The organism is Pseudobutyrivibrio ruminis CF1b (assembly GCF_000424005.1).
GTDB lineage: Bacteria > Bacillota > Clostridia > Lachnospirales > Lachnospiraceae > Pseudobutyrivibrio > Pseudobutyrivibrio ruminis_C.
Genome location: NZ_AUJB01000010.1, coordinates 85482 through 110911, shown reverse-complemented (window position 1 = coordinate 110911; position 25430 = coordinate 85482). Strand labels below are relative to the sequence as shown.

The 25430-nt window shown below is 34.3% G+C and carries 21 protein-coding genes; 1 reads left to right on the top strand and 20 read right to left on the bottom strand.

From position 1 onward, the window contains the following. Positions 1-243: 243 nt before the first annotated feature. The 16 genes from G592_RS0109130 to G592_RS0109055 form a co-directional block, all read right to left on the bottom strand. Entirely contained in the window at positions 244-1275 is a 1032-nt protein-coding gene (locus tag G592_RS0109130) for a hypothetical protein (protein ID WP_028247559.1), read from the bottom strand. 85 nt (positions 1276-1360) lie between these two features. Continuing rightward, a complete protein-coding gene (locus G592_RS0109125) occupies positions 1361-2434 on the bottom strand; it encodes a Fic family protein (protein WP_028247558.1) in 1074 nt (357 codons plus the stop codon). A 141-nt stretch (positions 2435-2575) separates the two neighbouring features. Then, the gene (locus G592_RS16105) at positions 2576-2734 is read right to left on the bottom strand and encodes a hypothetical protein (protein WP_176754491.1); all 159 of its coding nucleotides are present in this window, start codon (positions 2732-2734) and stop codon (positions 2576-2578) included. A gap of 30 nt (positions 2735-2764) precedes the next feature. Continuing rightward, on the bottom strand, positions 2765-3121 hold the full coding sequence (locus tag G592_RS0109115) for a hypothetical protein (RefSeq protein ID WP_028247557.1): 357 nt from the start codon (positions 3119-3121) through the stop codon (positions 2765-2767). After that, positions 3103-4350, bottom strand: coding sequence for a helix-turn-helix domain-containing protein (locus G592_RS0109110; RefSeq protein ID WP_028247556.1), 1248 nt, complete (start codon positions 4348-4350; stop codon positions 3103-3105). Before G592_RS0109110 ends, G592_RS0109115 begins: the two co-directional genes overlap by 19 nt. Positions 4351-4422: 72 nt before the next feature. After that, the gene (locus tag G592_RS0109105; protein WP_051194844.1) at positions 4423-6459 is read right to left on the bottom strand and encodes an HAD family hydrolase; all 2037 of its coding nucleotides are present in this window, start codon (positions 6457-6459) and stop codon (positions 4423-4425) included. After that, positions 6459-6995: a D-glycero-alpha-D-manno-heptose-1,7-bisphosphate 7-phosphatase gene (locus tag G592_RS16100; RefSeq protein ID WP_081660365.1), complete on the bottom strand. Its 537-nt coding sequence runs from the start codon at positions 6993-6995 to the stop codon at positions 6459-6461. The genes G592_RS0109105 and G592_RS16100 overlap by 1 nt, the downstream gene beginning before the upstream one ends. Further along, positions 6988-7557, bottom strand: a complete 570-nt coding sequence (locus G592_RS0109095; RefSeq protein WP_028247554.1) for a D-sedoheptulose-7-phosphate isomerase — start codon at positions 7555-7557, stop codon at positions 6988-6990. The genes G592_RS16100 and G592_RS0109095 overlap by 8 nt, the downstream gene beginning before the upstream one ends. 2 nt (positions 7558-7559) lie before the next feature. Beyond that, positions 7560-8993 carry a D-glycero-beta-D-manno-heptose 1-phosphate adenylyltransferase gene (gene rfaE2, locus G592_RS0109090; RefSeq protein WP_036952446.1) on the bottom strand — a complete coding sequence of 478 codons (1434 nt, stop codon included), beginning with the start codon at positions 8991-8993 and terminating at the stop codon, positions 7560-7562. A gap of 13 nt (positions 8994-9006) precedes the next feature. Then, entirely contained in the window at positions 9007-10365 is a 1359-nt protein-coding gene (locus tag G592_RS0109085) for a glycosyltransferase family 9 protein (protein ID WP_028247552.1), read from the bottom strand. A gap of 35 nt (positions 10366-10400) precedes the next feature. Continuing rightward, positions 10401-11324: a class I SAM-dependent methyltransferase gene (locus tag G592_RS17045; protein ID WP_051194843.1), complete on the bottom strand. Its 924-nt coding sequence runs from the start codon at positions 11322-11324 to the stop codon at positions 10401-10403. Between the two features lie 15 nt (positions 11325-11339). Next, positions 11340-12788, bottom strand: a complete 1449-nt coding sequence (locus G592_RS0109075) for a glycosyltransferase family 9 protein (RefSeq protein WP_028247551.1) — start codon at positions 12786-12788, stop codon at positions 11340-11342. After that, the gene (locus G592_RS0109070) at positions 12775-14439 is read right to left on the bottom strand and encodes a glycosyltransferase family 4 protein (RefSeq protein ID WP_028247550.1); all 1665 of its coding nucleotides are present in this window, start codon (positions 14437-14439) and stop codon (positions 12775-12777) included. The genes G592_RS0109075 and G592_RS0109070 overlap by 14 nt, the downstream gene beginning before the upstream one ends. An 11-nt stretch (positions 14440-14450) precedes the next feature. Beyond that, on the bottom strand, positions 14451-15596 hold the full coding sequence (locus G592_RS0109065; protein ID WP_028247549.1) for a hypothetical protein: 1146 nt from the start codon (positions 15594-15596) through the stop codon (positions 14451-14453). Positions 15597-15602: 6 nt separating this feature from the next. Then, positions 15603-16892 (bottom strand): HAD-IIIA family hydrolase, encoded by a 1290-nt coding sequence (locus G592_RS0109060; protein WP_028247548.1) that lies wholly within the window; start codon positions 16890-16892, stop codon positions 15603-15605. Between the two features lie 18 nt (positions 16893-16910). Further along, positions 16911-17915 (bottom strand): kinase, encoded by a 1005-nt coding sequence (locus tag G592_RS0109055; RefSeq protein ID WP_028247547.1) that lies wholly within the window; start codon positions 17913-17915, stop codon positions 16911-16913. Positions 17916-18155: 240 nt separating this feature from the next. Here G592_RS0109055 and G592_RS0109050 point away from each other — a divergent pair, with 240 nt between their 5' ends. Continuing rightward, a complete protein-coding gene (locus tag G592_RS0109050; RefSeq protein WP_036952443.1) occupies positions 18156-19508 on the top strand; it encodes an ATP-binding protein in 1353 nt (450 codons plus the stop codon). A gap of 94 nt (positions 19509-19602) precedes the next feature. Here the strand turns inward: G592_RS0109050 and G592_RS0109045 are convergent, their stop codons facing one another. The 4 genes from G592_RS0109045 to G592_RS0109030 are packed head-to-tail and all read right to left on the bottom strand — an operon-like array spanning position 19603 to position 25399. After that, on the bottom strand, positions 19603-20862 hold the full coding sequence (locus G592_RS0109045) for a glycosyltransferase family 8 protein (protein WP_028247545.1): 1260 nt from the start codon (positions 20860-20862) through the stop codon (positions 19603-19605). A gap of 17 nt (positions 20863-20879) precedes the next feature. After that, positions 20880-22139 carry a phosphotransferase gene (locus G592_RS0109040; RefSeq protein WP_028247544.1) on the bottom strand — a complete coding sequence of 420 codons (1260 nt, stop codon included), beginning with the start codon at positions 22137-22139 and terminating at the stop codon, positions 20880-20882. A gap of 17 nt (positions 22140-22156) precedes the next feature. After that, positions 22157-24340 (bottom strand): sulfatase-like hydrolase/transferase, encoded by a 2184-nt coding sequence (locus tag G592_RS0109035; RefSeq protein ID WP_036952439.1) that lies wholly within the window; start codon positions 24338-24340, stop codon positions 22157-22159. 30 nt (positions 24341-24370) lie between these two features. Beyond that, on the bottom strand, positions 24371-25399 hold the full coding sequence (locus G592_RS0109030; protein WP_028247542.1) for a hypothetical protein: 1029 nt from the start codon (positions 25397-25399) through the stop codon (positions 24371-24373). Positions 25400-25430: the final 31 nt, after the last annotated feature.

Genomic DNA, 25430 nt, shown 5'->3' with positions numbered 1-25430 from the left:
CGGTATTCGAAGTCGAAAAGCAGCTCTAATCAAATTTAGAGATATTCATTTGTAGGTCCTTTCTGCCGAATCATCGTTCAAAGTTACTTTCCCTTCGCATCATCCGATAAGACCTCTGCCAAACCTGATAACGGAGAATTGGTCCGCTTGCTTTGATGGATAATTCATTTTTGTTTTGTTACTTATATTATCGGATGATGAATCGGAAAGTTTATATATAACGGAAAATTATTTTCTATTTTACTAATCATCACTTGGTGGGCCTGGTTCATCAGAATCGTCTGGTGGCGGTGGTTCCTCGTCTACCGGGGTTTCCTGGCCATCGGCAGGTGATTCTGGTGTAGTATTTGCCTGAGGTTCTGATGTGTGCTCTTCCTGTACTTTGTCAATTTCTGGAATAGTTGCATCTGGTGTAGGCGTTGGGTCTGGATCAGGTTCTCCTGGTTCCTCGTATGGCTCTGTTTCAAGAATCTCATTGTATATTTCTACTTCAGGTGCTTTCCCCTCTGGGAGTACTGGCTCCATGTTCCAAGTCAACGTTACGCGAGGAGCTACATATATATCCTGCCATCTTCCAAGTGGATTGCAGTAGCCAATAAGCCCGAATGAATACTGATCCACAGCTGCCATCTCTGTCTGGATAGTGACTGAACCATTATCGATAAGTGGTCGCTCATGGCCTTCATTGTCCACCACCGCCATGTACATGGTGCATGCTTCACTGTCACCGAAGTATGGATTGTCCACCATGTCTATTTCACCGAGATTGGTCATCTGAGCTGTAACAGTGACAACTACAGGCACGTCACTTTGGTTGATAACCTCAAATCTATCGCTATAGCGGGAGAAATCATAATCTCCCTCGTAATTTCTAAACAATATAGTAGCTCCGCTATCTACCCTGCCTCCGCCGTAGGCTTCAGCATCAGTAAGATAAACCAGCTGCTCTGGATCAATAAGGAAATCCAGTGGTGACTCACCATCTTCTGGAAGGGATGGGAAAATCACAGATACTACAGGTTCTCTATATTCTGGTGTTTCTGGAAGATTTTCACCAGATGTCTGCTGAGCTGATGGCTCCGGAGTGGTTTCCAGAATCATGGTTTCTATTTTAGACTCTGCAGGAGCCTCTGTTGGCGTTTCAGCGGAAGGTTCATCTGTCTTCTCTTCCACTGGCTTTTCTTCTGGCTCACCGGCAAGCACATTAACTGGAGCTGCCAAAATTGCAGCCAGCATCAATGCCTCTATTCCCTTGATAAATCTAAATTTCTTCATAGCAATGCCTCGCAGATTAAAAAACTACATAAATCTGTACCTTGCATTATACTCCCTATGTGTTAAAAAACTTTGATTTTCTTTTTTATTCCATTCCTGAATTTACAAAAACTTCGTACATTTTTTGATATCTATATCCCTTCTTCATTACACTTGGATCTCTTATTAGTATTCCTAAATCAACCAACTGTTCAATAATTCTAGATACAACATTTACAGAAACACCTGAAGCATCTACTATCTCCTTCTTTGTAAATACTATCTGCTTATAAATTACAGGCATAATCTTATATACAGAATTGCCTCTAATTGCCTTTATTAATTCCATGTCTTCTTTATATATTTCTTTAACCTTTTCTAGCTTATAGATATAGGATGAACACTGGTCTATTGTACATTGTAGGAAAAATTTAAGGTAACCAATTATGTTCCCACGTCGTAATTCCATTAGACTTCTTTGATATGAAGGTTTATATAATTCAATTATTTCAGACATAAATAACAAAGGTCGTGTATCGTCAAGCACTGACATTTGCACTGGAATCAAAGCTCTCCCTAGTCTTCCGTTTCCATCTTTATATGCATGAATAGTCTCAAACTGAGCATGAGAAATAGCTACATTTATCAAAAAAGGATCAATAAACATATTATTCATGTACTCATATAGATTGATAAGAAGTCCATATACCTGTTCTGGAACCGGTGGAACAAAGGTTGCTGTTTCAAGAGTACATCCTCTTGGTCCTATCCAATTCTGAGTAGTTCGAATTTTGCCAGGTGTTTTCTCTGAACCTCTAACACTATCAAGTAATATCCTATGCATTTCATTAACCAGTTCATAATTAATACCGGTGCCTTTGTTTTCCTCAGCATAAGATAAAGCCTTCTTTAAATTCTGTATCTCTTTCTTATCATCAGTTTCATCTAGATATTTTAAATAAAACATCTCATCCTGAGAGATTTGTGTTCCCTCAATTTGAGTTGACTTATAACTCTCAGTAAGAATAACTGAATCTAAGAAATAGGATGCATCAAACTCAAGAGTATTAAGAATTGCTTTATATTCTCCATACCTAGAATTCGCTTCAGCAATAAGCCTCAGAAGCTCCTTATCCATTTCATATTCTAATGGCATATTTTTTGCTACATATGGTTCCATTTTGATATTTTTTAATACTCCTAACTTAAATTTTTCACTGTTTTTGATTATATTATAGTATTTCTAAAGCAAAAAATCACTGTTTTTCTAAAAAACAGTGATTTTTCATCATTAAGATACCTAAAACAAACTACTGCATAATTATTTATTTTTACGTACTTCCTGTATTTCAGCATTAATTTCTTCTAAAGACATATCGGCAATTCCGTTCTCCTCAGCCCTTTTGCTAATTTCTTTCATTACTCGAATTGCATCATTATCATCTATTTCTGCACTATTTCTCATGTTTATACTATCCATATTGAATCTCCTTTCTCTTAATCCTCCCTTTTATAATTCCGCAAAACACTTAGCTCCAAAATCCTCAAACTTCACCCAGTAATTATCCAAGTGATTATTTCCATTATTCTTTTTGATGTATAGGTCGAAATCCATTTTGTCCATCCCCAATGCCTTGAGATGTTCTCTGTAAAACATGCAACCCTCGCGCATAGTTCTGCGTTGAAAAAACTGATTAAAGCTTCCATAGGATACACCAAGCTTGGCTAATTCCCATGGATATAGCTTACCATTGCTCAAATCTTCAGCCTTTACAAGCTCGCGGTTCTTTATCTCAAAATCCATTAGTGGAGTGTCTATGTAATAAAGGATTCCCTTTAAATTATTTATTAATCTAACTTCTGCCATAACTGCTGCATCCTCCTTTCGTATTCTTCAGCAAATGGTGTGTGCAAAATTTTTAGGTAATGAATTTCCTCCACTCCCTCATAAATTACCTTTAGATGATACTTTTTATTTAACTCATGTAAGAAATCAAAAGGATCCTCTCCATATGGCGAAACATACACATTGTTCATTGCTTCCTCGAAGCTCTTATAATTGTCCCTGTAATAGTCATGCTGAAACAAGCCCATACCATTATCAAACACTAGTGGAATCGAGTATTCACCTTTGTTTGAATTAAAGAATAAACCGAAGTTTCTTGTATGCCTGTCCACATTTCCAACCAGGCAATCTATCACTGCCAAATCTATCATGTATTTTTCGGCCTTGGCGCATGGAATTCCACCTATTCTTGCAAGCTGATTAGCACACCATTCTAGTTTTTCCAGACTACCCATTCTTATAAAGGCATCATCTTTAGTAGAAAGATGCTCTGTTGATATCAATGATTCAAATGACAAGAATGTGTACCCATCAATCTCAAAATTCTTTGAATATACACCTTCCCACTTTCTATTTCCGAAAGCAAATTTACACTGATGTTGTTTAACACATGGAATTCCCAACTGATCTGCCAAATCTGACGCTATTATCTCCACTGCCCAATCCTGCATTTCCACTCCTGAAATCACTGCCTGAGATTTTATAAATAACCTTCTATCAGAAGACATAGCTTTCATCTGGAAGCCGTCAGTATCTGTTCTGGTGAGAATAAGGTCTTTCTTTTGAAATTCGAAAACTGGGATTTCTCCTTGGAAATCTTCGGGCAAATCCAAAACATCATCAACCGCAAATCCTTTTCCATCGTCTATAACCAGATATGTTCCAGGTTCATCAACACCGTGTTCTTTTAAGTATTTTTCTTCCAATAAGCTAATGAAATTTTGCCAGGTTGGCTGGACATTAAATCCAAAAGGCAGCTTAGATATTTCCACAGCATAATTAGCAAGAACTATACCTCTCCTCTTGAAATCAATCTGCATAGAGGATACACATTCTCCATCCTCAATCCAGTCAATTTTCACTGGCTTATTGGATTTATCCTGCAATCTTTTATGAAGCGCCTGCCGTGTAACACCATACTCCTTAGCCAAAGTGCTAAGACTTTCGCCGCTATTGTATCGTTCTTCTATTTCATTTATCTGCTCTTCGCTTATTAATGGCTTTCGCCCTGCATTTCTTTCATTAGACATAAAGATAGCCTCCATAATTTGATTATGGAGGCCGGAAAGCCATTTGTCAACTTATTAATTAATTTACATATTCTACAACACATCCACCATCTTCGTCATCCTTCCAAAAAATGGATCTTCTACCACAAGCTTCCTAAACTTGCTATCTGTTATCTCAAGCTTGCCCACCAAAGATAGCATGGCCTCGTCTAGTTGCTTATTAATCACACGCTGTTCCTCTGGCACGATGCTCAGATAATCATCTACATACTCCAAAATTCCTTCCTGCATCCGCTGAACACATAATAAGTTCTCCTTGCTTCTTGTTTCTGATGCATAAACAGGGTTCCCTTGCTCATCAAACTCATCAACCGATGGCATCGGCGAAGTGAGAATGGTTTCCAAAATATAATAATTATCAAAAATTACGCTCTTATCTCGCTCTGCTTCTGTATAGAAAGATTCAATATTCAATCCCTTGTCAGACATAAACTCTGGTTCAAGCTGTAGAAAATACATCCCGTATAGCTCCTGCGTCATCAACTTTTTCAAAAAGAGCTGAGTGGTTCCCTTCGCCACGAAGTCAAACACTGTTGAACGCCCTGATAACAAATTAAGATTATCTATATATTTCTTGTAATTCCTCTTTTGAACCAAAGATTTATTCAAAATCGCCTGACTCCTGTCTTCTCCAGGTTCAAGACTAATCCCAAATCTAATGCTAAGATTCTCATCATCGGTTCCAAAGAATTTCATGCTATCCACATAGTCCAAATCTTCCTGACTATCTATACCAGCTCTAATAGCTGCTGTTCTGGATGTAAGAAAATATACAACCCTCCCCTGCACATCAAGCGAAAGCCTCTCAAAAATCTTCTCCATCAGATAGCCATCTCTTGCACATAGCAATACATTGACCATTTCGTTTTTCTGAACCTTTTCTCTGAACCAAAAAGCGAAATCTAAAATCATAGGTCCACAGATAAAATACCCAATATTCTTAGCATCTTCTATTTTGATTCTTTTATCTTCTTCCTCAAATAAAAATGGATTATTAAATAATTTCGAGAGCAACAAGCCAATTTTCACTTTATCAGCAAAACTGTCTCCACAGCCAGCCAGTCCTAAACAACCTACTGCGTCATACAAATCCTTTGCACCGTATATACGATAATCGTCCACTCCTGCTTCTGCAGCTTTCTCCACATCCACATATTCATCATCACCGGTATGGAGAATTCTTTTGCCTGTAAATTGGTCTTTTACAACGCCAAACAGACCATCTGCCTTTGATTTTCCATATTCTGAAGATACAAAGATTTCATCAAAGACATCCAAGTCAAATCTTCTAAGCATCTCCACAAGCTGTGATTTAGCGTAATAGCAGTCTGTTGTGACTACTACCTTTTTCCCACTATCCTTGGCGTACTTAATTACTTCTAACATGCCGTCTCTAGGAATAAATAATGATGAATCTATTTCCCATTCCAATTCTGCCAATTCACCATCCGTTATTTCTTTGACAGACTCCTCAGCCAACAGCCTTTCATAAATATCTGAAAGCTTTGGCGCAGCTCCCACAGAAAGCTCTTTTTCAGCAGCAATTCGTTTTGACGCAAAATCATCTATGACTATACCGTTAGCTTTCAATCTGGATTCCACCAGTTGAAAAATATCAGTGTAATACAACACTTTTCTCACAATAAGTGTGTCAAACAAATCAAAACTTGCTACATCCACATCATCAATAGCAGCTAGCAGACTCTGCTTCGTATATACGTTAATCCCACTAAAATCAAATTTAGCTTCTTTCTCTTCTAATAAATCATTGCCACGGACATCATAAACAGAAATCCCGTTTTCACGACAGACTTCTCCTATCCTCTTGGCAATAACTTTACAAGACCCTGGCCTAGCCACAACAAGAATCTGCTGCACCCCTGCTTCCACCGCCTGCTGCAGTGAAATAATTGGATAGCCATAAAGCTCCCCTTCTTCTCTAAACCCATCTAACAATCCAATAATTTTAGGCCCACCTCCCCACTGGGAAATGAGCCTTTCAGTTTCTGTACCTAGACCATATAATGCAATTTTATCTGAAGTAATCTTCCAATTCTGCATCAGAGCCATTATTCCATCTCCAATATCCTCTCCACAGCCTCATGCCATCCACTACAGCATTCGACACCTTTAACCCCTGCTGCATCATCACCAAAAAGTATTCCTGTTACAGGAGCCTCTTTACATATGGCCAAATCTCGCATCTTATCTCCAATTGCAAAGCTTCGATTCATGTCTATATCAAAATCTTTTTGTGCCTTCCAAAACAGCTCTGTTCCAGGTTTACGACATTTACAATTACGCCTATATTCCGAAACATCAGCCGAAGGATGATGTGGGCAATAATAGGAACCGGCCAACTCCACTCCCTTAGATAAAAGATCAGCCTTCATCCACTCATCTATCTTTTTATAATCTTCTTCTGTATAAAATCCCCTGGCAATACCTGACTGATTTGTTATTACGATTAGCAAATAACCTTCGTCAAAAAGTCTTCGCATCCCCTCTACAGCCCCTGGTATATATTCAAAATCCTCAACTTTATACAGATAATCTTTATCGATATTTATTGTCCCATCTCTATCCAAGAAAACTGCTTTATTCATAATCTTCCTCAGCAATTTCGCAAATAATATGTCCTATCATAATGTGGGATTCTTGAATTCGAGCTGTGTTATCACATGGTACAATTATTGACACATCGGCTACATCCTTAATCTTTCCACCATCTTTTCCTATTAGCCCAATTGTCTTACTGCCATGTTTCTTTGCCTCAACTATAGCTCTATAAACATTTTCAGAATTACCACTAGTACTTATTCCAATCAATACATCCTTCTCGTGAACAATACCACTGAGGATTCGCTCGAAGACCTGATCATAGCAATAGTCATTAGAAATCGCAGTAAGTGCGGCGACATCCGCATTAAGAGACAATGCCGGTAATGACTTTCTCTCTTTCTGGAACCTTCCTGATAACTCAGCTGCTATATGTATTGAGTCAGATGCCGAGCCACCATTTCCACAGAGATAGACCTTTCCCCCTTCAACAAATGTCTGCTTAACCAATTTGCCTGCCTCTTCAATTTTCCTAAGCAAGTCCTTATCCGCAAGAATACTCTGCTTTACCTCAATGCTTTCACTAATCCTAGCTTCAACAAGCCCCATACCTAGCTCCTTTTCATTTTCTCAACAATACTGGTAGTAGATTTTCCTTCTACAAAATCAAGTATCTTTACTTCCCCACCATTAGCTAAAACAAAATCAGCACCAGCTATTTCTTCTGGTTTATAGTCTCCACCTTTCACCAAAACATCTGGAATTATTTTTTCAATCAATCCCGCAGGTGTATCCTCTTTAAATTCAACTACGTAGTCTACAAAATCCAGAGATGATAAAAGAACCATTCTGTCTTCACATGTGTTAATTGGACGAGAATCCCCTTTAAGTCTTCTTACAGACTCATCACTATTCACACCAATCACTAAAATATCGCCCAATCTCTTTGCTTTTCTCAAATATGTAATATGCCCAACATGTAAAATGTCAAAGCATCCGTTCGTAAATACGATTTTTCTTCCTTGGGCCTTGGCTCTGGCTAAAGGTTCCAAACCACCGTCTGTGTAATAATTCAGTATACCTGCGGTCTTAGAACGGCCATCTTCCTGCATAGCTGCACAGACTTCTTCTGGATATACAATACTTGTGCCTACCTTTGAAACCTGTACACCTGCTGCATAATTAGAAATAATCATTGCACGCTCAATATCCGTTCCCTTAACCAACTCTGCTGCAAGATATGCGATTGAGGTATCACCAGCTCCTGTTACATCGAAAACTTCGCGAGCCATACTCTTAATCCTTCGGATAAGACCATTTTCATTAACCAATATCATTCCATCTGCTCCAAGAGTTGCTAATACGTATTTGCACTCAGCCTGCTTACATAGTTTCATGGCAGCTAATATTGCAAAGTCAAGCGTATCAGTATTACATCCAGATAACTCTGCTAACTCTTTTCGATTAGGTTTCAAAATAGTGGCCTTTTTATATTTTGAAATATTCTTATCTTTTACATCCACTATAACTTGGATTTTTCTTTTTAACCCCAACTGAATAATTCGTTGTGTTATTTCTTCTGTTAATAATCCCTTCAGATAATCTGATACAACTATTAGATGGTATTGATCAATCTCCTTTTCTAATTTATCAAATAACCCTTCTAGTACAGATATCTTTTCAGGAGTTGTATCTTCTGTATCAACACGCAAAATCTGCTGGTTCCCCGGCCCTATATATCTAAGCTTTGATATTGTTCGATAATCGTCACGTACCTGCAAATATTCCGTACTGATTCCACTTTTTTCAAGCTGTTCTTTTAATATTTTTCCATAATCATCATTTCCAGCTATTGCAAAAAGTGTTGTATCCATTCCTATTGCAGCTATATTTATTGCCACATTAGCAGCTCCACCTGGAGAATACTTCTTTTTACCAACTTCCAAAAAAACAGGTACTGGAGCCTCAGGCGATATTCTTCTTACATCACCAAAATGATATGAATCTAGCATAGCATCGCCAATTACCAAAATTTTCTTCCCCATCTTTGCCCCCAAATTAAATAAAGTTTAATACTGTCTCCACATTTATTTCCGTCATACATTTCGGACATTCATAACCCTTTGGGCAATTTGAAAGCCAGTCTGAACTAGTCCACTCACAAGCTTTACAAACTATTGAACTTATATAGATATTTTCCGGATACGCATGATTTTCTTCTGAAGATGGTCCCATAAGAACAACACTTTTCCCACCAACAGAATGATTCACATGAACAAGCCCTCCATCATAATCAATATGCTTTTCAGCATTTTTCAAAACAATCGCAATTTGCTCTAAATTTGTTCTACCGTTCAAATGTACATCTGCAACTATGTCATCATCTTCTTTAAGTTTTAATCCAACTTGCACAACAAGTTTTTCCGGATATTTCTTCTTTATTTCTTCTGCCAATTGATTCCATTTTACAAAAGGCCATTCTCTAGTATTTTTCTTCTTAGAATATTCTGTATTTAATCCTGTGTTTATAGTTATATACTTTTTCCCAAAAAGCCCCACTTGTTTCAAGTATTCTTGTTCGTTAATATTGGCCGCTGATAAAGTTGCTCTATCATCTAGATCTGCCCCCAACTCCCCAAAGATATCATATGCAGTATGATATACAACGTTCTTTTCTATTAGGTATTTGGTAAGTGTCTTGTAATATTTCTCCGAAGTAAATAATCCCCTGTTATAACCTCTTATATTTTCATCAAATATTCTTTTTACATAAACATGAAAGTCATCATTACTTTCTACAATTTCCTTATAAAACTTTAAAACTTCCGGAATAATACAAAAACGAAAAATAACACTAAATTTATCAACTATTTCACACCCAGCCAGTTCGTTTATGATAAAACATCTGTCTTCAGCAACTAAATCATTAAATATAAATCTACCATCTTCCAAATTAGATTTTGAAAAAAATAAACTAATCTTATCCGGAGAAAGCTTGTATATGTTGATCAGTTTATTTATCCATAGCTTAGCAACTATCAAATCACCCATTCCGCCATATAAAATGAAGGCATATTTATAACTAATATTCATATTAATATTATTTATCTTGCCTTTAGTCCACTCTTCAACAGGAATTCTATCGTAGGCCTCTTGTAGGGTAATTATCTTCTTTCTCTCAATACCTTGATTCGATAAAGATTCTATAATTCCTTTATGATTTGCTGGTGTTATGACCACATATTGGTATAATTGCTTAGGAATTGATGTTATCTTTTGAGCTACATGACCATAAAAACTTTCCCCAATCTTTTCTTCAGATGCATCAGAAACAGCCACAATATCATAATACTGTGACAGCTCATAATACGAAAAAATAAAATTGTTTCCTAGACCATATACTACCACTCTATCCATAGCCAACTATTTCTTATAGAAAGATTCAACTCCTTCTATTTCTTCTTGATTACCATCTCAATCTGATACTCACCATCACTGTGGATCAGAGGATCTGTAATAGTGTGCCCTTCGTCACAAACCTTTGCATAAATCAAATCATATTCTGAAATACTTTGTTTAACTTCCTCCTCTAAATCCAAAGTATCAGGGGCTTCGGCCACTCCTAATAGGAACATGTGCTTATGGTCTCCATTCCAGCGAGATGGGAGGCACTTTCTTTTCTCATATAGGTCTCTGTGTGGAACTGCAATAATCAGATACCCACCTTTTCGAACCACCCTATACCAATTTTTGATTGCCACTCTGACATCACGCATATGTTCAAGACAATGAGAAGAATAGACATAATCAAAACTCTCATCATCAATTCCATTTAAATATTGGGCATCACCGTTTAAAATATCCCATCCAGAAACACCTGGCACTATAGGATCTTCACCGCAGCCAATATCTAGTCCTTCTCCCTGACAATACTTTTCAAAAAACCCTTCACGTTCCCTTCTGTCATGACTTTTTTCAGTCTCACCTTTACAACCTTCTCTAGGTGTAATCTTATTTTTTTCGAATTTAACTTCATATTCAAATTTAGGAATCTCAAATAATTCGTCTAAATCACTTTCACAAAACCTTATAAATGACGGATCATAAGAAAACTTTATCTTTTCTCTTGGTACTCCAAGACTATCTAATTGATTTATCAATTCAATTAGTGCTCCCCCATTGCATAACCCCAGAAGCACTAGGTCATAATTAGTTTTCAGAATTTCTTCCAAGGGAGTAATCCTATATCCGCATATCTTTTCCCCCCATTTTGCAGAATCATTATCACAAACAAAGGGAATCTCTACTCCTTTTTTTGTTTTGTATTTTAAAAACTGTTCAGCGGTCTTCCCCGCCCCAACTATAATCAGCTTCATTTTTTCTCCTTCTCATCATGTAAGAAGTTCTTTTGCTGCAATTACTACATCTTCTGGGCTTATCTGATTTATACAATGAGAATCGTGCCTACATACATACTTGCAATCTTCTAAGCCCTTCTCTGGCTTAAGTATAATATTTTTAACGCAGTATGGCCCAGTCCATTCTGCTGCACCGGAATAAGATTTCGGGGTGTTCTTCATTATGTGTGATATTTCGACGATTGGCACTCCATTGGCTGATGCCATTTGCATTAACCCTGTGTCAACACCAATATATAATCTGCATCTTCTAATTATTTCCGAAGCCTCCAGCAATGATGTCTTACCAGTCAAATCTAATATATCTACTTCGTTTTTTATAACACTAGCAGCCTCTTCAGCGTCACTACCACCAAGTATCACAAACCTAAATTCCGAATTATAACCTTTTAATTCTCTAATTACTTGAACAAAATATTCCGGATTCCATGCTCTATTTCTTGTGCTACCTACTGGAACAATTCCAATCAGTTCTCCATCAATATTTGACAGAAGCTTGTCTACCGATTGTTTTTCATCCTGGCCCACCCACATTTCCATGGGTATATCTTTAGTCTCTACATTCACTGTCTCCAGTAATCTCACATACTGTCTTGCGACATGCTCTGGATTCTTTTCCACAAGCATTCTTGTAAAAAAAGGTCTGATATAATCCACAACACCTTCCACTATAAGATCTGACATGTACACATGCCCAAACCTATATTTGGCATCGACTAATTCCATGAGTAGAATATTTTCCCATAAATCCATATCGTCAAATGGAATATGCCTAACCAAAAAGACTGCATCATAAGACTGCCCCAATAGATTGTTTGTATAAAAATCAGTTATATCATCTATCATACCTTTTGATAGTCTTCTATCACGCTGCACCTTATCATATTTGTATATATTATTTATATATGGGCAATGTTGAATTATTGCTTCATGTCGTTGATTAATAACCATGTCGATTTGCGCATAATCAAAACTCTCCCTTAAACTCCTTAGAAATGCACTTGCCCATATAACATCCCCGTACGTTACTTCAATCTGAATAACAAGTATCTTCTTTAATGCTTCCTGGGTATATGATAAGTAATATCCCTCAGTATTACTAAACTCTACCTCTTTTAATCGACATTTTAATAACTCAAGTTCCCCCACACACAACGTGTCACAATTAAAAGAAACGCTCTGCAACACTTGCAGCTGATTCTCATGAGTCATGGCTATAATTATCCCAGTATCTCTTTCAATATTCGACTCTATGTCAGCATATTTACATACCTTCACCCCGTTAACTATTTCTTCACCTGATGACGATACAAAACCTGCAAAAACCTCATCACTAACGTATTCACTACAAGCCCTTCCATATTTTCCTGCGCCATAAATATATATTTTTTTGTGTTTCCTGCAAAAGTCATCTATTAACATTACTTAAGACCCTTCTCTTCCATCTTTCCCAATCCACAAAGCCTCGTTTACCTTGCATATCAGAAAATCGAATAATACTTTCTCCTGTTATCTCCCAAGAAATATATATATTCTCCTCTGGAACCCCCTCGCTTAAAAGTTCTGCCGTAATCTCATCCCACTTAGATGACGCTACGATAACAATATAGTTCCTATATTTATCTATATATTCAGATTCAGAAATAACATTTAAACCATCTATTAGGGTTCCAATTTTCTCTTTATCTGTATCAATAAATGACTCTGGCTCATACCCATTACTTCGCATATACGATAATGTTTTCGTTCCATATAATCCAGCGCATCTAATATAAAATTTTCCATCTGGCATAATAGATGATTCGGAATATAATTTAATGTCATCCAATGTAACGGCTTCATTAATCAAATCATATCCATACATATCATCTATTTCTTCAATTATTTTTCTTCCAAGTGAACGCCAGCTATACTCTTTCTCAAGCAATTTTCTTGCATTATTTGATATCTGATCTTTTTTTTCTTCAGACTCATTTAAATAAGTATTTATATCTTCTATATATGTATCAGGAGTTGTAATTATTCCATTCACTCCATCTTCCATGTTTATTCCTCTGGCTCCATATGACGTTGTAATTACAGGTATTCCATAAGCAAAATACTCAAACATCTTCACGTTGATACCTGCACCTGTCTCCATTAAATTCATCGCGAAATCACAACTAGATAATAGATTTATCTTTCTTTCGTCAGAAACAATTCCTGTAATTTCTACATTCGAAGGTAGGTCTTTCTCGTTTTTAAATAAAAAACAGACACTTCCTACTATAAACATCTTTACAGTAGGATTGCTTCTTGCATATTCAACACAGTATTTGGCTGCATCGAATGCATTTACTGTAGCAGATGCTATATAAAGACCATGATATTTACATCCATCATCTATCCTGCGTTTCGATGGCAAAATTGGTGATACACTGTCTGCATCATACCCCGATTTAATATCCATAAAATGTGAAGCCACATCTTCAGGACATTGGTATAACTCAATGAATCTATCTGCTTCAAGCTGTGATACTGTCATTATCTTTTCGCAGTTATAACAACAATCTTTTTCAAAATCGTACAAAAACTTCAAATAGTTATCTTTACAAAACCTATTTCCATATAAAGTTTTTTTATAATCATACTCAACATTATTCGCCCTATACCATAAATGCTTATCAGGACAGGATAATTTCACTAATTTCCATGTATAAACATGTTCTGCAATTACTAGTATCGAATCCTTTGATAGTCTCCTTATCTCATCAATTATCTTAATATTTTCATGATAATACCGAATTATAATCTGATCCCAGTCAACATCATCTACATCCCTTATCCCCTCACTATCCATAAATCTTTTAAGTAAATCATCATCAAACTCTTTAGGAACTTTTATAGGTATGATTTTTATATGATTATTAATAAAGATTTCATCAGCATAGGAATCATCCCTAACCAATGTAATTAAATTAACATCAACCCATTCGGACAGCGCTTTATAAAGGCCTCTTATTCCTAAAGAGCCCCCGTGATTAAAAGGATATACATCATAATGATTTACTGCCGTAATCTGTTTTCTCTGCACCTTATTCGCTCCTAAATAGTTATATAGTGCTCCCCCCGTATAAATCCGTTTATTACTAAGTTTTCTTCCATCTGTTCAACATATTCTTTTGTCTTTGTAGCTATAATAATAAACACATTTTCTGATGGTTTTAGCTGCGAAAGCTTCAATACGTCATCACCGTCTTGTTCCACATCATCTGAAACTACAAATCCTACATTTTTATCAAAGAATTCTCTGAAAGCATCATATAAAATCTTGGAAACCTTCCCTTTACCATATAAATAAACCTCTTTATTATTTTTAAAGGCACTAGCTATTCTTCCACCAGTTTCTCCTCCAATTTCTTCAATCCTTAACTGCGTACGAATAATTTCTGATAGTCTATAGTCATCATCTTCAAGAATTCTTGAACACTTTTCCAATACTACTTTTATAGTACAATCTCTACCTTCACTATCAGGACCACTATAAAAAATCATTTTGTATGGGAAAATATTAAATCGTAAACAATCTCGGTACAGCTCCAAAAAACTCCTTGTAGTAAATACCCAAATATGAGGACTGTCTTCAGGGTAGAAGATATCTTCCCCTTCCATAATCTCTTTACTTTTTTTTATTCTATACTCTTCTCCAATCAGTTCCCCTATAAATGAAACATCCTTTCTTTTAAACTTTTCGATGTCAGAACCACTAAATAGAGGAATTGTATCTAAGCCACTTTCGGATATAAAACAGTTTAGAGATGCCCCTTTATATACACAGTATGCTTCACGAAAAGTAGTCGGCTGCCTAAAATAATCAAACCAACAACTTCCGTCCGGAATTTCAATTACATACCTTCCTACTTCCTTTAAAATACTTGCCACGTCCATAAGATGCCCAATGACATCATATGTATGTTCAATACAATGTCGTGAATATACTCCATCAAATCTTTGATTCCCTACAGTTTCTTTATAACTTCTACTTCCTGTGGCATAATCTATATCTACTATTCCACTTACATCTGCATAAGAACCTTCATAGGTCGCCTTAACTTCTTCAGTAGTTCTAAAATCCAAATATCTTACGTTATATTCTCCCTTTTTCAACATTGGATTATAAAGAGGCCCTATTTCCAAATATTCTTTATTTGCATCCGTATCAAAATAGTCTTGCAACTTCATGACACCCATTTTTATTCACACCTCTAAATTATGAATTTGAATCAATAAATTTATTCCTTCGTATAAATTTGACACGGTATAATCTTGCCCATATCTTTTTCTTGTATCATCAGCGATAAGTATTGTTTTACATCCAGCCGCTTTTCCAGCCAAAACGTCTCGCTCACTGTCTCCAATCATCCATGATTTTGACAAATCAATATTGAACTTTTCAGCTGCACTTAATATCATCCCCGGTTTCGGCTTTCTACAACTACAATTTACTTTTAGTTCTTTAACTTCACCTTTGAAGCCTTTATCAGGATGATGAGGACAATAGTAAATATCGTCTAAGTATGCACCATCTGCCCCCAACAATGTCTCCATTTTATTATGGATTTCTTCTAGACCCGTAAAACTTATTTCACCTCTAGCAATTACCGGTTGATTTGTTATAACTATTGCCAAAAATCCGCTTTCATTTATCTTCCTAATAGCTTCTGAAACTTTCGGCAATAATTCAAACTGTTCGATATTACTAAGGAATCCTTTTTCAACATTTATCGTGCCATCTCTATCTAGGAAAATTGCACATTGCTTACTATGTAAATTCTTTTTTTCTATAATCCCTCGCTTATAGTCCTCGCTCACCTGGTAATAACGTTCAGGAGTTCCCATATCCTTTACATATTCTGGGCTGTCATAACAATATAAATCTTCTGACTTAACCAATGGCTGTAATATTTGTTTATCTAAATCTACTTTTTCCGTATTTGGACGTTCATTCAATAGTTTGGGTGAAAGTATATGTAATCCAGCATTAACTCTATTTTGATAAAACTTAGGATGTTCCTCATCTTTCATTATCCAATCAGTTACTTTTCCGTCCTTTGCAATAATAAGACTGCTATCATATGGATGTGAATTGGGATGTGTGAAAATTGTAGCCTTTCCACCTTTTCTATTGTGGTATTCAATAAATCTCTGAAAGTCTACATTAAAAAGAGAATCTGCATTTAGTAATAGAAAATCTTCTGTGAGCTTACTTTTTATTTCATATAAGGCTCCCGCATTCCCTAATGGTTGCTCTTCCACATAATACTCAATATTAACTCCATATTTATTACCATCTCCGAAATATTCTATTATTTTTTTTGCTTTATAACCTACAGTTAATATTATTTCAGTAATATCCTGTTCTCTAAGAACAGATATCTCACGTTCTAGAACAGGCACTCCCTCGATAGGAATCATAGGTTTGGGAATATCCGGAAAAATTTCTGAAATTCTTTTTCCCTGTCCACCTGCCATTATTACAGCCTTCATACTGCCTCCTGAAATTATTTATATTTCTTGTATCTCAGGAGAATAATGAATCACACGAGTTCCTCCATCTTCAAACATAAATGGTATGGACAATAAATTAGACATTTTCTTTCTTACATTCTCCTGCTTATCTTTTTCAACATAAAAAACTAAAAAGCCTCCGCCTCCAGCACCTAAAAGTTTGCCTCCAATAGCACCAGCCCTAATTCCTTTATCATACAATTCATCTATCCCACTAGTTGAAACAGCACCCCCAGTTTTTCTCTTTAATTTCCAGGTATAATCCAATAATCTTCCAAACTCATCTAATTCAGTATTGTTATCTACTAGTATTTTCTCAGCTTCGTCTACCAGTGAAAGCATCTCCTTTAAACTTTCAATTTTAGCCTTTTCGTCCTTAACCGATGCGGCATTAGCTTTTTGCACATCTGAAGAAAGTCTGGTAAATCCTGTAAAAAACATCATTAAATTACTATTTAGTTTTTCTTTTCTCTCAGGTGATATAATTATTGGTAATACTTCATACCCATTCGCATTAAAATTAATTCTATTAAGCCCTCCAAAAGAAGCTGCTATCTGATCTTGCCATCCTCCAACTTCATCACATAATTTTCGCTCCAAATATATAGCATCATCTGCTAGCTTTTTTTTACTTACATATTTTCCTTCTAATGCATAAAATGCATTCAACATTCCTACTGCAAAAGAGCTTGACGTACCAAGGCCTGAACGCGCCGGCAAATCAGCTTCATAAGTTAACCTAATATCCTTCATATTGAGCATCTGCATTGCATTTCTGATAGCTGGATGAATTATTTCCTCTATATCAGACACTCGCTCCATTTTTGAATATGCCAACTCTGTTGAATAGTCAAAAAATGGAGGCAAATGACGTACATTCACATAACAATATTTATCAAATGTGGTAGATATAACAGCACCACCATATTCACGGAAAAATTCTTCCATATCTGTGCCGCCACCAAAAAAGGACATTCTAAAAGGAGTTTGTGTAATTATCATATTTTATCCCCACCATGCATCTATTTATGTAATAATTATATTAAAACTAGTATATATCTACAATACAATTACCTCTTGAACACCGAATTGTCACACATTATATATTCAAATTGAAATACTGACATTAATTCTAAATTATTATATTGAAATAATGACATTTTGGATTTATTATTATATTGAAATTATGTCATTTTTATGATTTAGATTTAATGAAATTTTACGCAATTTATGGAGAAAAATATGTCTAATAAAACTATTTTTAAAAGAAAAGCTATCGATGATTTAAAAATATGGAAAGATAAATATGCGCCTAATTATGCTGCTCTACTCGAAGGCCCTCGTCGTGTAGGAAAATCAACTATCGCTGAAATTTTTGCTCAGGAAAACTATAAATCCTATATTAAAATTGACTTTGCAAATGTTACAAAAGATTTATTAGATGTATTTGAGGATATTGCATCACTTGATGTATTCTTCTTACGTTTACAAACTGTAACAGATATCACACTATATCCAAGAGAATCCGTTATTATTTTCGATGAAATTCAACGTCAGCCAAAGGTTAGACAGGCGATAAAATATCTGGTCGCAGATGGTAGATATGATTATATAGAAACTGGCTCATTAATTAGTATTAAGAAAAACGTAAAGGATATTGTTATTCCTTCAGAAGAACACAAAATTGCTATCCATCCTATGGATTACGAAGAATTTATGTGGGCTGCAGATAATGACACATATGGAAGATTACGTGAGCTTTATAAACTTAATATTGAAGTCGGTAATGGAACAAACCGAAAGCTTATGCGAGATTTTCGTATATATATGGCCGTTGGTGGTATGCCTCAGGCTGTAGATGCTTATGTTAGAGGTGAAAATTTCTCGGAAATCGACAGAATAAAGAGAGCTATTATTGATCTCTATATAGATGATTTTAAAAAGATTGATTCTTCAGGATTAATCGGTAAAATGTATGAGTCAATACCAAGCCAATTAGCAACTGACAAGAAAAAATACCAAATATCTCAGGCCACACAAAAAAGAAAAACAAACAAGGATGTTGAACGATTATCTGACCTATTAGATTCTAAAACCGTTATTCCTTGTTATAACTCCACTAATCCTAGCATAGCATTATCACAAACAAAAGATACTTCCACATACAAATTATATTTATCAGATATCGGTTTATTTACAACTCTTATATTTAAAGCTGCATCGAAAACTGATGAAAATATCTATAGTAAATTATTAAGTGATAAATTACCAGCAGATTTAGGATACATGTACGAAAACGCTGCAGCTCAAATAATTACAGCAACAAATACAGACCTTTATTACCATACCTGGCAAAGTAAGACCAGCACACATTCTTACGAGGTGGATTTCATACTGCAAAAAAAAGCTAAAATTGTCCCATTTGAAATCAAATCTTCCGCCTCTAAAAAGCATGTCTCTATGGACATTTTTTGTGAGAAATATTCAAAATATGTTTTAGAATCATTCTTGTTCTCACAAAAAGATGTTGGTCATGATAATGCTTTGAAATTCAAACCTATATACATGCTCCCATTTGTACTGGAAGAATTTTAAATCTTCAAAGTGTCTAGACGCCATAAAAATCCAAAATGTTTCAAGAGTATATATTACTCTTGAAACATTAATCTTTACATATGTTTTAATTATGTCAGTAGATTGTAACAATACATTCCTTCTGTACATCATACATACTTAGTTTTGTTAAAATATCTTCTATAACATCTTTAGATATTGCAGCAACTAATACGGCATCATACTCAGCGTTTCTTATACTATCTGGAGAACTTACATCCTTCAGCTCTTTATATCTCGAATCAACCCATAGGACTACTTCACAATAGTTAGTCTTATTAAGTTGTTCCACAAAATTTTTTCCCACCTTTCCAGCGCCATAGATAACCAGCTGTGATCCTTTAGGGATTTTTTCATACGGGAACTTATAATCCATATGTGCTATATCATTTTGATATAAACTCTGTACTGCCAATAGTTCTCCATTTTCCTTATATAAAGTATACCAATTATCCCATATTTGATGTTCTAGCGACCTTAATGAAATAGAAATGTCTTTATAAGGACTTTTTTTATAATATTTCAAGAATATATCCGAGAAAAATTGGGTGTAATATTCCCATGGTTTATAATTTGCAGAAAGATGCAATATCACCATATCGTTTAATAATTCATCGTAACTAGTATATCTTGATTCAAAGAACAATGTATTAATTTCATCAAAGTTTGCTTCATAAAACAAAGGAGCTCGAAAGTTAAATTTATAAGAAAGTTCTAATATCCTTTCATGCATGCAATAATTAAAAGCATCTTGATCCATAAAATAATTTATCTTATTTATTCTATAATCTAACAATTTCTCTCCAACAGAATCCTTCCTCATCTCTTTAAGATTCAAAAGCATTAACCCGGAATTGTAATACTTTTCGCCTTTCATTTCTATCCTATCAGAATGAGACGGCTCTCCCTTGTAACAAAACATAAGATTACCCATGTCTTCTACAGCAGCCATATAGTATCCTTCTAAATCAATATCAAATAGATTTTTTATACTTTTGTTAACTATTATATCGCCGTCTATATATAATATTTTGTCAACATCTTTAATTAAGTTTGGAATGCTAAACTTATGCAATGCAGCACGGGAAACATGTGTATTTGTTTTATCCTTTAACTCCTGCTCTAATTCAATATATTTTTCAGAGTCAACATTAATAATTTTTATATCCCATCTATAAGTTTTTAAATTTAATATCTTTTCAAGTTCTTTAGCAGTGCACCCTTCACATATTACATAAATAGTACCAAATGCCTCCTTATTGTTTTCTATTAATGAAACTATAGATACCGTCGTTGGCATTATATAATATTCATCTGTTATATAAACAACATCCATACCATTTCCCCATTACATTATTTATAAGTAAGCAATAAATTAACTTCCTCTACCAAAAGCTTTTCATATGTATGATTATTGTACAAAAGATTATTTCTTAATAAATTGAAATAGTCTTTGGTTTGTATGGCTACATATATAATATTTGCATGGAACAGCTCTTCATTTGTTACAATCCTTCCCAAATATAACTCCAATATTTCATCCATGCCATAATATTTCTTTCCTATATCATAATAAAAATTTACCAAATCAAACATTGGGTCAGACATCCCTACCCATTCCCAATCGTACATTACTATTTTATTATCAAGCATACCCATATTTTGTGAATAGGCATCTCCATGACATAAACAAGCTTCATATTCTTCTAATTCTGCGTATATGATATTGTGTAAGACGTCTAAAAAGTCATCTGATATTTCAGCCTTTTTCCCCAATATAAATTGCTCTTTACTTTGTAGTTTTTCTTTAAAACTATGTTTTACATTGATAACGTTCCCAGATAAGTGTATATCTTTTAAAAGTAAAACAGCGGATTCCACCAACTTTTTACTCCAATTTATAGGTTTACAATATTTTTCAATAACTAATCCTTCCTCATCAATATATATAATAGGCGTATTTATTTTTTTTATATTTTTAATTGCTAAACAACTATTGTATATAAATGTTTTGGAAGATTGTGAATATTCTTCTCTAAATACAAATGCAGGTATGTGAAACACAATATCTTCATTTTGACCAAGCGTTCTAAAACACAAACGTGTACCCGAGTATAATGGAATAAACACAACCTCGCCTTTGAAAAAATCTTTTGTAATTTGTTTAATTTTATCTATATAATACGGAATCTTAAGAGAAATATTTTTTTCTGAAATCTCCTTAAATAACCTGGGATCCCAAAACAACTCATCTAGCTCATTATAGCCATAAATCAAATTTTCTATGTCGTCACATACAATTACTTTTTCACCAAGAATTGTATTAATATCTTTCATTATACTAGCTTTATAATCTGTGCTACCAATCAAAATGAAATATTCATTTACATTTTCTTTTCTAATAATTTCCGGAGCTAAAACCGTGTATTCTTTCCCGCAAAGGATTAGACTTGTACCCTGTTTTTCTGGATTACCATCAACTACACAATCAATGTTATTTAGTTGATATTCAATACTAATTTTCCTAGAATTAAATCCGGCTGACCATAGAACCATCCTTCTATCAGATACATCAATATATTCAGATTTTTCCTTGATAAACACTCTTCTCATAGATTCACCTACACAAATCACAATTCTTCTAGCATTGTAATCGCTAACTTGTAGTCATCCTCATAAATTGCATCATAAAAATCACTTGTACATGCAATCTCTTCTTGTTCAAAAATCGTATACAAATCTATTATTTCCAAGCCATCATACAATCCTTGTCTGATTTCATCATATATAAAACATCGGTTATGATAACTTGAGATAAGTATAGCTTTACAATTTTTTATTCCCTGTTCTAAAAAATCTTTTTGGCTTAATATCTGCTTTCCCTGACCATTACATACACAATCTGCATTATTATCTATAATTAAACTTATTTTCTTTTTTGCCCTTGGTGAAAGCATTTTTAATAGCATAAATGAATGTACTCCACCCATACGTAAAACTATCTCATTATTACTATAATTAAAAAAAATCCTTTCTATAATCCCCAATCTTTCTGACAATCTATCCATATATTCAGCATAAAGAACATGCATTAACCGAGAATATTTAAATTTATCATCCATCAATATTTCATTAGGAAAAGCTTCATGAAGGCCCCTTATCCTTAAGCCCAACGCATATATTTGCTCCTTTGCAGAATTATCTGGTAAATATTTATCGTAGCACTTAAGAGGTGCTCCCCACTTAATCCCATTTGAGAAGCTCTTTCTAACATATTTTCGATCCAAGTCTCCTACATAGCCAAAATTTAATGGACTCATATTGACTCGCGACTCTAAATTTTTTCTAACATTATTCTTGTTGTATATATCAAGAACTTCTATAGGTACAGAATCCCTATATATTTTACTTTTCAATTCCCCATACTCAGCCAAATCTTTTATTACATAATAAAAATCAATTATCGAAAAAAACTTACTTATTCTTTTTTTCGTTATGCTGGAAGAAACGATATCAAAATTTATATGATGATCCGACAAATCTCTCCCTTTTCCATGATCACTCATATAAATTCGTATTGCATTGTTTGGCATAAATCGCTCATAAAAAGTGAGTTGCTCATCAATTTTTTTCTCCCCTGCATCCTTTCTAATTTGCTCGTCATTATCATATCCATATTTACCAAGTGATAAATATGGATAATGAGTTTCAATGAAAAAATGAGATATAATGAACTGATTCTCATCTGAATTTACTAACTGTTGCACAAGATTCCATAAAATTAAAGACGCCTGAGCACGAAATCCAAATTTTCTTTTAATTTCAATTTTATCTGCCAACGTGCCATAGTAACCACTAATAGACTTTACTCTATACCCAGAATTCTCCAAATATCTTATCAGAGGACTGTTTTCCTTATTAATTTCCTTTATTTTATATCCCCTATCTGATACTTCTGTTTTTTGACAAAACATGGCCCTAAGCGTCGGTTTTGTATTAGGCGTTACTGTGTAAGCATTTTCAAAAGTTAAAGCATTTTCTTTTTTCTTATTCCAAAATGATATTAGACTCCTATCTCCATACGCAACTGCATCTATCCAAAAAACTAATATGTCATCCGATAGTTTTGCTTTTATCTTTTTTTCTATCCCCGATAAAATTTTATTAATCTCTTCTTGTAATATCGCAAATTCTTTTTTTATCTCATCATAATTAGCTAATGAATTAAATAACACAAAATCCCTCGCCAGCAAAGCGATAAATACACATCTAATTAAACATTCCTTTCTTTCTAGCAAACACTCTGCTTCCTCATATTTCTTATAATGCATATTAAATTCATATTGATATAATTCATCTTTTTTATAGTTAGTATCATTATCCCATTCTGCATAACTTTGTTCTTCATCAAAAACATGATAAAAATCATTTCCAAACTCAAGATTAGCATTTTTAAATATGTCATATATATCAACATATACTATTCCATCGTTTTTCATCTTTTGTTTTATATTTGTTGAATCTTTTAATGATGTCCAAAAAACATGGTTGTATTCACTTACTGATACTCTACTATCATTTTCACTTGGTACAACAGCTTTTGTAATGGAAATATTATCATTTGCTATACACTCACATACGTGATCAACATCATCTTGACTCTCGCCTAGTAGGTGTACGATTTCTCCATGAGGTAACTGAGCAAAAATTTCCGTTAATAATTCTTTCGCGAATATACTTTTTCTATAATTAGGATAAAATCTATCCAGATTATATTTTAGGATTAAACTATCTATTTCATCGCATACTATCATATGTTTGTCCATTTTCTTTTAACTTTATTTTTATAAGCTACAATAATATTTGTTATCTATTGATGTACAGATGGAAAAACTCTTTTTGCCTGTGTACTTTCCAGTACAATATTCAATTTTGTTTCGTGTTAATATATTACATATTTTTAGAAAAGTATTACTTTCACCTTGTCTATTGGTATCGTCTATCATTATTATGAAAGATTCTTTCAAACAATTTGGTAATAATCTCAATATATCAACTCTAGAATCATCTTCCATATCATACCCTGGAGGACCATCAATTGAAATAATATTAAATTTCTCTCCCTTTAATTCCTCCTCAAATCCCAAATATATTCTAGTTTTACAATCTTCATCATAACCAGTCTCAAGTCTAATAATCTTTGTTTGATTGGAAAGATTTAGCTCCTTATTAGAAAAATCAATCCAATTCACGTCATTTTCTACACATATATGCTTCTTAGAGGTATTTCTAACATACTGACTAATCAATTTTGTTGTTTGTCCCATTCCAATATCCAATATAGAATCAAACCTATTTGAATCGAGCGCTTTTAACAAAACATATAAATAGTAATAACCAACTGCTGCATGATTAGCCCTAAAATCTTTTTTTTCAATCCATGAACAATTCTGAGCCGCCGATAAAAAAATCATCCCATTCAATATCTCACTTGCTTCATTTTTATATGCTGTATACTTGCTTAAATCTTGTAGTGTATTTTTAATACTTAGCTCAGACTTCATGAATTCATATAACTGCGTTGTCATAGAATATACATGCTTAAACCCAAGGTGTTTTAATAATTCTTTTATTTCCGTTTGTTTATCTTCTGATGTTGCAATTATCACAAGACATTCTTCTTTCATTTTTATATATTCAGAAATTTCCTTTACATCCTCATCTTCATTACTTTTAACACTAACTGCTACATATATTCTTTTCTCTACCAATTCAGAGCATAATCCCATCCATTTGCGGCATATACCTCCATACTCACCAGCTCCATAAATGATTATATTATTAAAATTCTCAGCTATTTTAATCAGACGCATTAGTCACACCTCCATATTTATAGGTTTTAAT

Coding starts and splice junctions, on each gene's coding strand:
- G592_RS0109130 (WP_028247559.1), bottom strand. CDS start 1,275: ATGAAGAAATTTAGATTTATCAAGGGAATAGAGGCATTGATGCTGGCT.
- G592_RS0109125 (WP_028247558.1), bottom strand. CDS start 2,434: ATGGAACCATATGTAGCAAAAAATATGCCATTAGAATATGAAATGGAT.
- G592_RS16105 (WP_176754491.1), bottom strand. CDS start 2,734: ATGGATAGTATAAACATGAGAAATAGTGCAGAAATAGATGATAATGAT.
- G592_RS0109115 (WP_028247557.1), bottom strand. CDS start 3,121: ATGGCAGAAGTTAGATTAATAAATAATTTAAAGGGAATCCTTTATTAC.
- G592_RS0109110 (WP_028247556.1), bottom strand. CDS start 4,350: ATGTCTAATGAAAGAAATGCAGGGCGAAAGCCATTAATAAGCGAAGAG.
- G592_RS0109105 (WP_051194844.1), bottom strand. CDS start 6,459: ATGGCTCTGATGCAGAATTGGAAGATTACTTCAGATAAAATTGCATTA.
- G592_RS16100 (WP_081660365.1), bottom strand. CDS start 6,995: ATGAATAAAGCAGTTTTCTTGGATAGAGATGGGACAATAAATATCGAT.
- G592_RS0109095 (WP_028247554.1), bottom strand. CDS start 7,557: ATGGGGCTTGTTGAAGCTAGGATTAGTGAAAGCATTGAGGTAAAGCAG.
- rfaE2 (WP_036952446.1), bottom strand. CDS start 8,993: ATGGGGAAGAAAATTTTGGTAATTGGCGATGCTATGCTAGATTCATAT.
- G592_RS0109085 (WP_028247552.1), bottom strand. CDS start 10,365: ATGGATAGAGTGGTAGTATATGGTCTAGGAAACAATTTTATTTTTTCG.
- G592_RS17045 (WP_051194843.1), bottom strand. CDS start 11,324: ATGAAGCTGATTATAGTTGGGGCGGGGAAGACCGCTGAACAGTTTTTA.
- G592_RS0109075 (WP_028247551.1), bottom strand. CDS start 12,788: ATGTTAATAGATGACTTTTGCAGGAAACACAAAAAAATATATATTTAT.
- G592_RS0109065 (WP_028247549.1), bottom strand. CDS start 15,596: ATGGGTGTCATGAAGTTGCAAGACTATTTTGATACGGATGCAAATAAA.
- G592_RS0109060 (WP_028247548.1), bottom strand. CDS start 16,892: ATGAAGGCTGTAATAATGGCAGGTGGACAGGGAAAAAGAATTTCAGAA.
- G592_RS0109055 (WP_028247547.1), bottom strand. CDS start 17,915: ATGATAATTACACAAACTCCTTTTAGAATGTCCTTTTTTGGTGGCGGC.
- G592_RS0109050 (WP_036952443.1), top strand. CDS start 18,156: ATGTCTAATAAAACTATTTTTAAAAGAAAAGCTATCGATGATTTAAAA.
- G592_RS0109045 (WP_028247545.1), bottom strand. CDS start 20,862: ATGGATGTTGTTTATATAACAGATGAATATTATATAATGCCAACGACG.
- G592_RS0109040 (WP_028247544.1), bottom strand. CDS start 22,139: ATGAGAAGAGTGTTTATCAAGGAAAAATCTGAATATATTGATGTATCT.
- G592_RS0109035 (WP_036952439.1), bottom strand. CDS start 24,340: ATGATAGTATGCGATGAAATAGATAGTTTAATCCTAAAATATAATCTG.
- G592_RS0109030 (WP_028247542.1), bottom strand. CDS start 25,399: ATGCGTCTGATTAAAATAGCTGAGAATTTTAATAATATAATCATTTAT.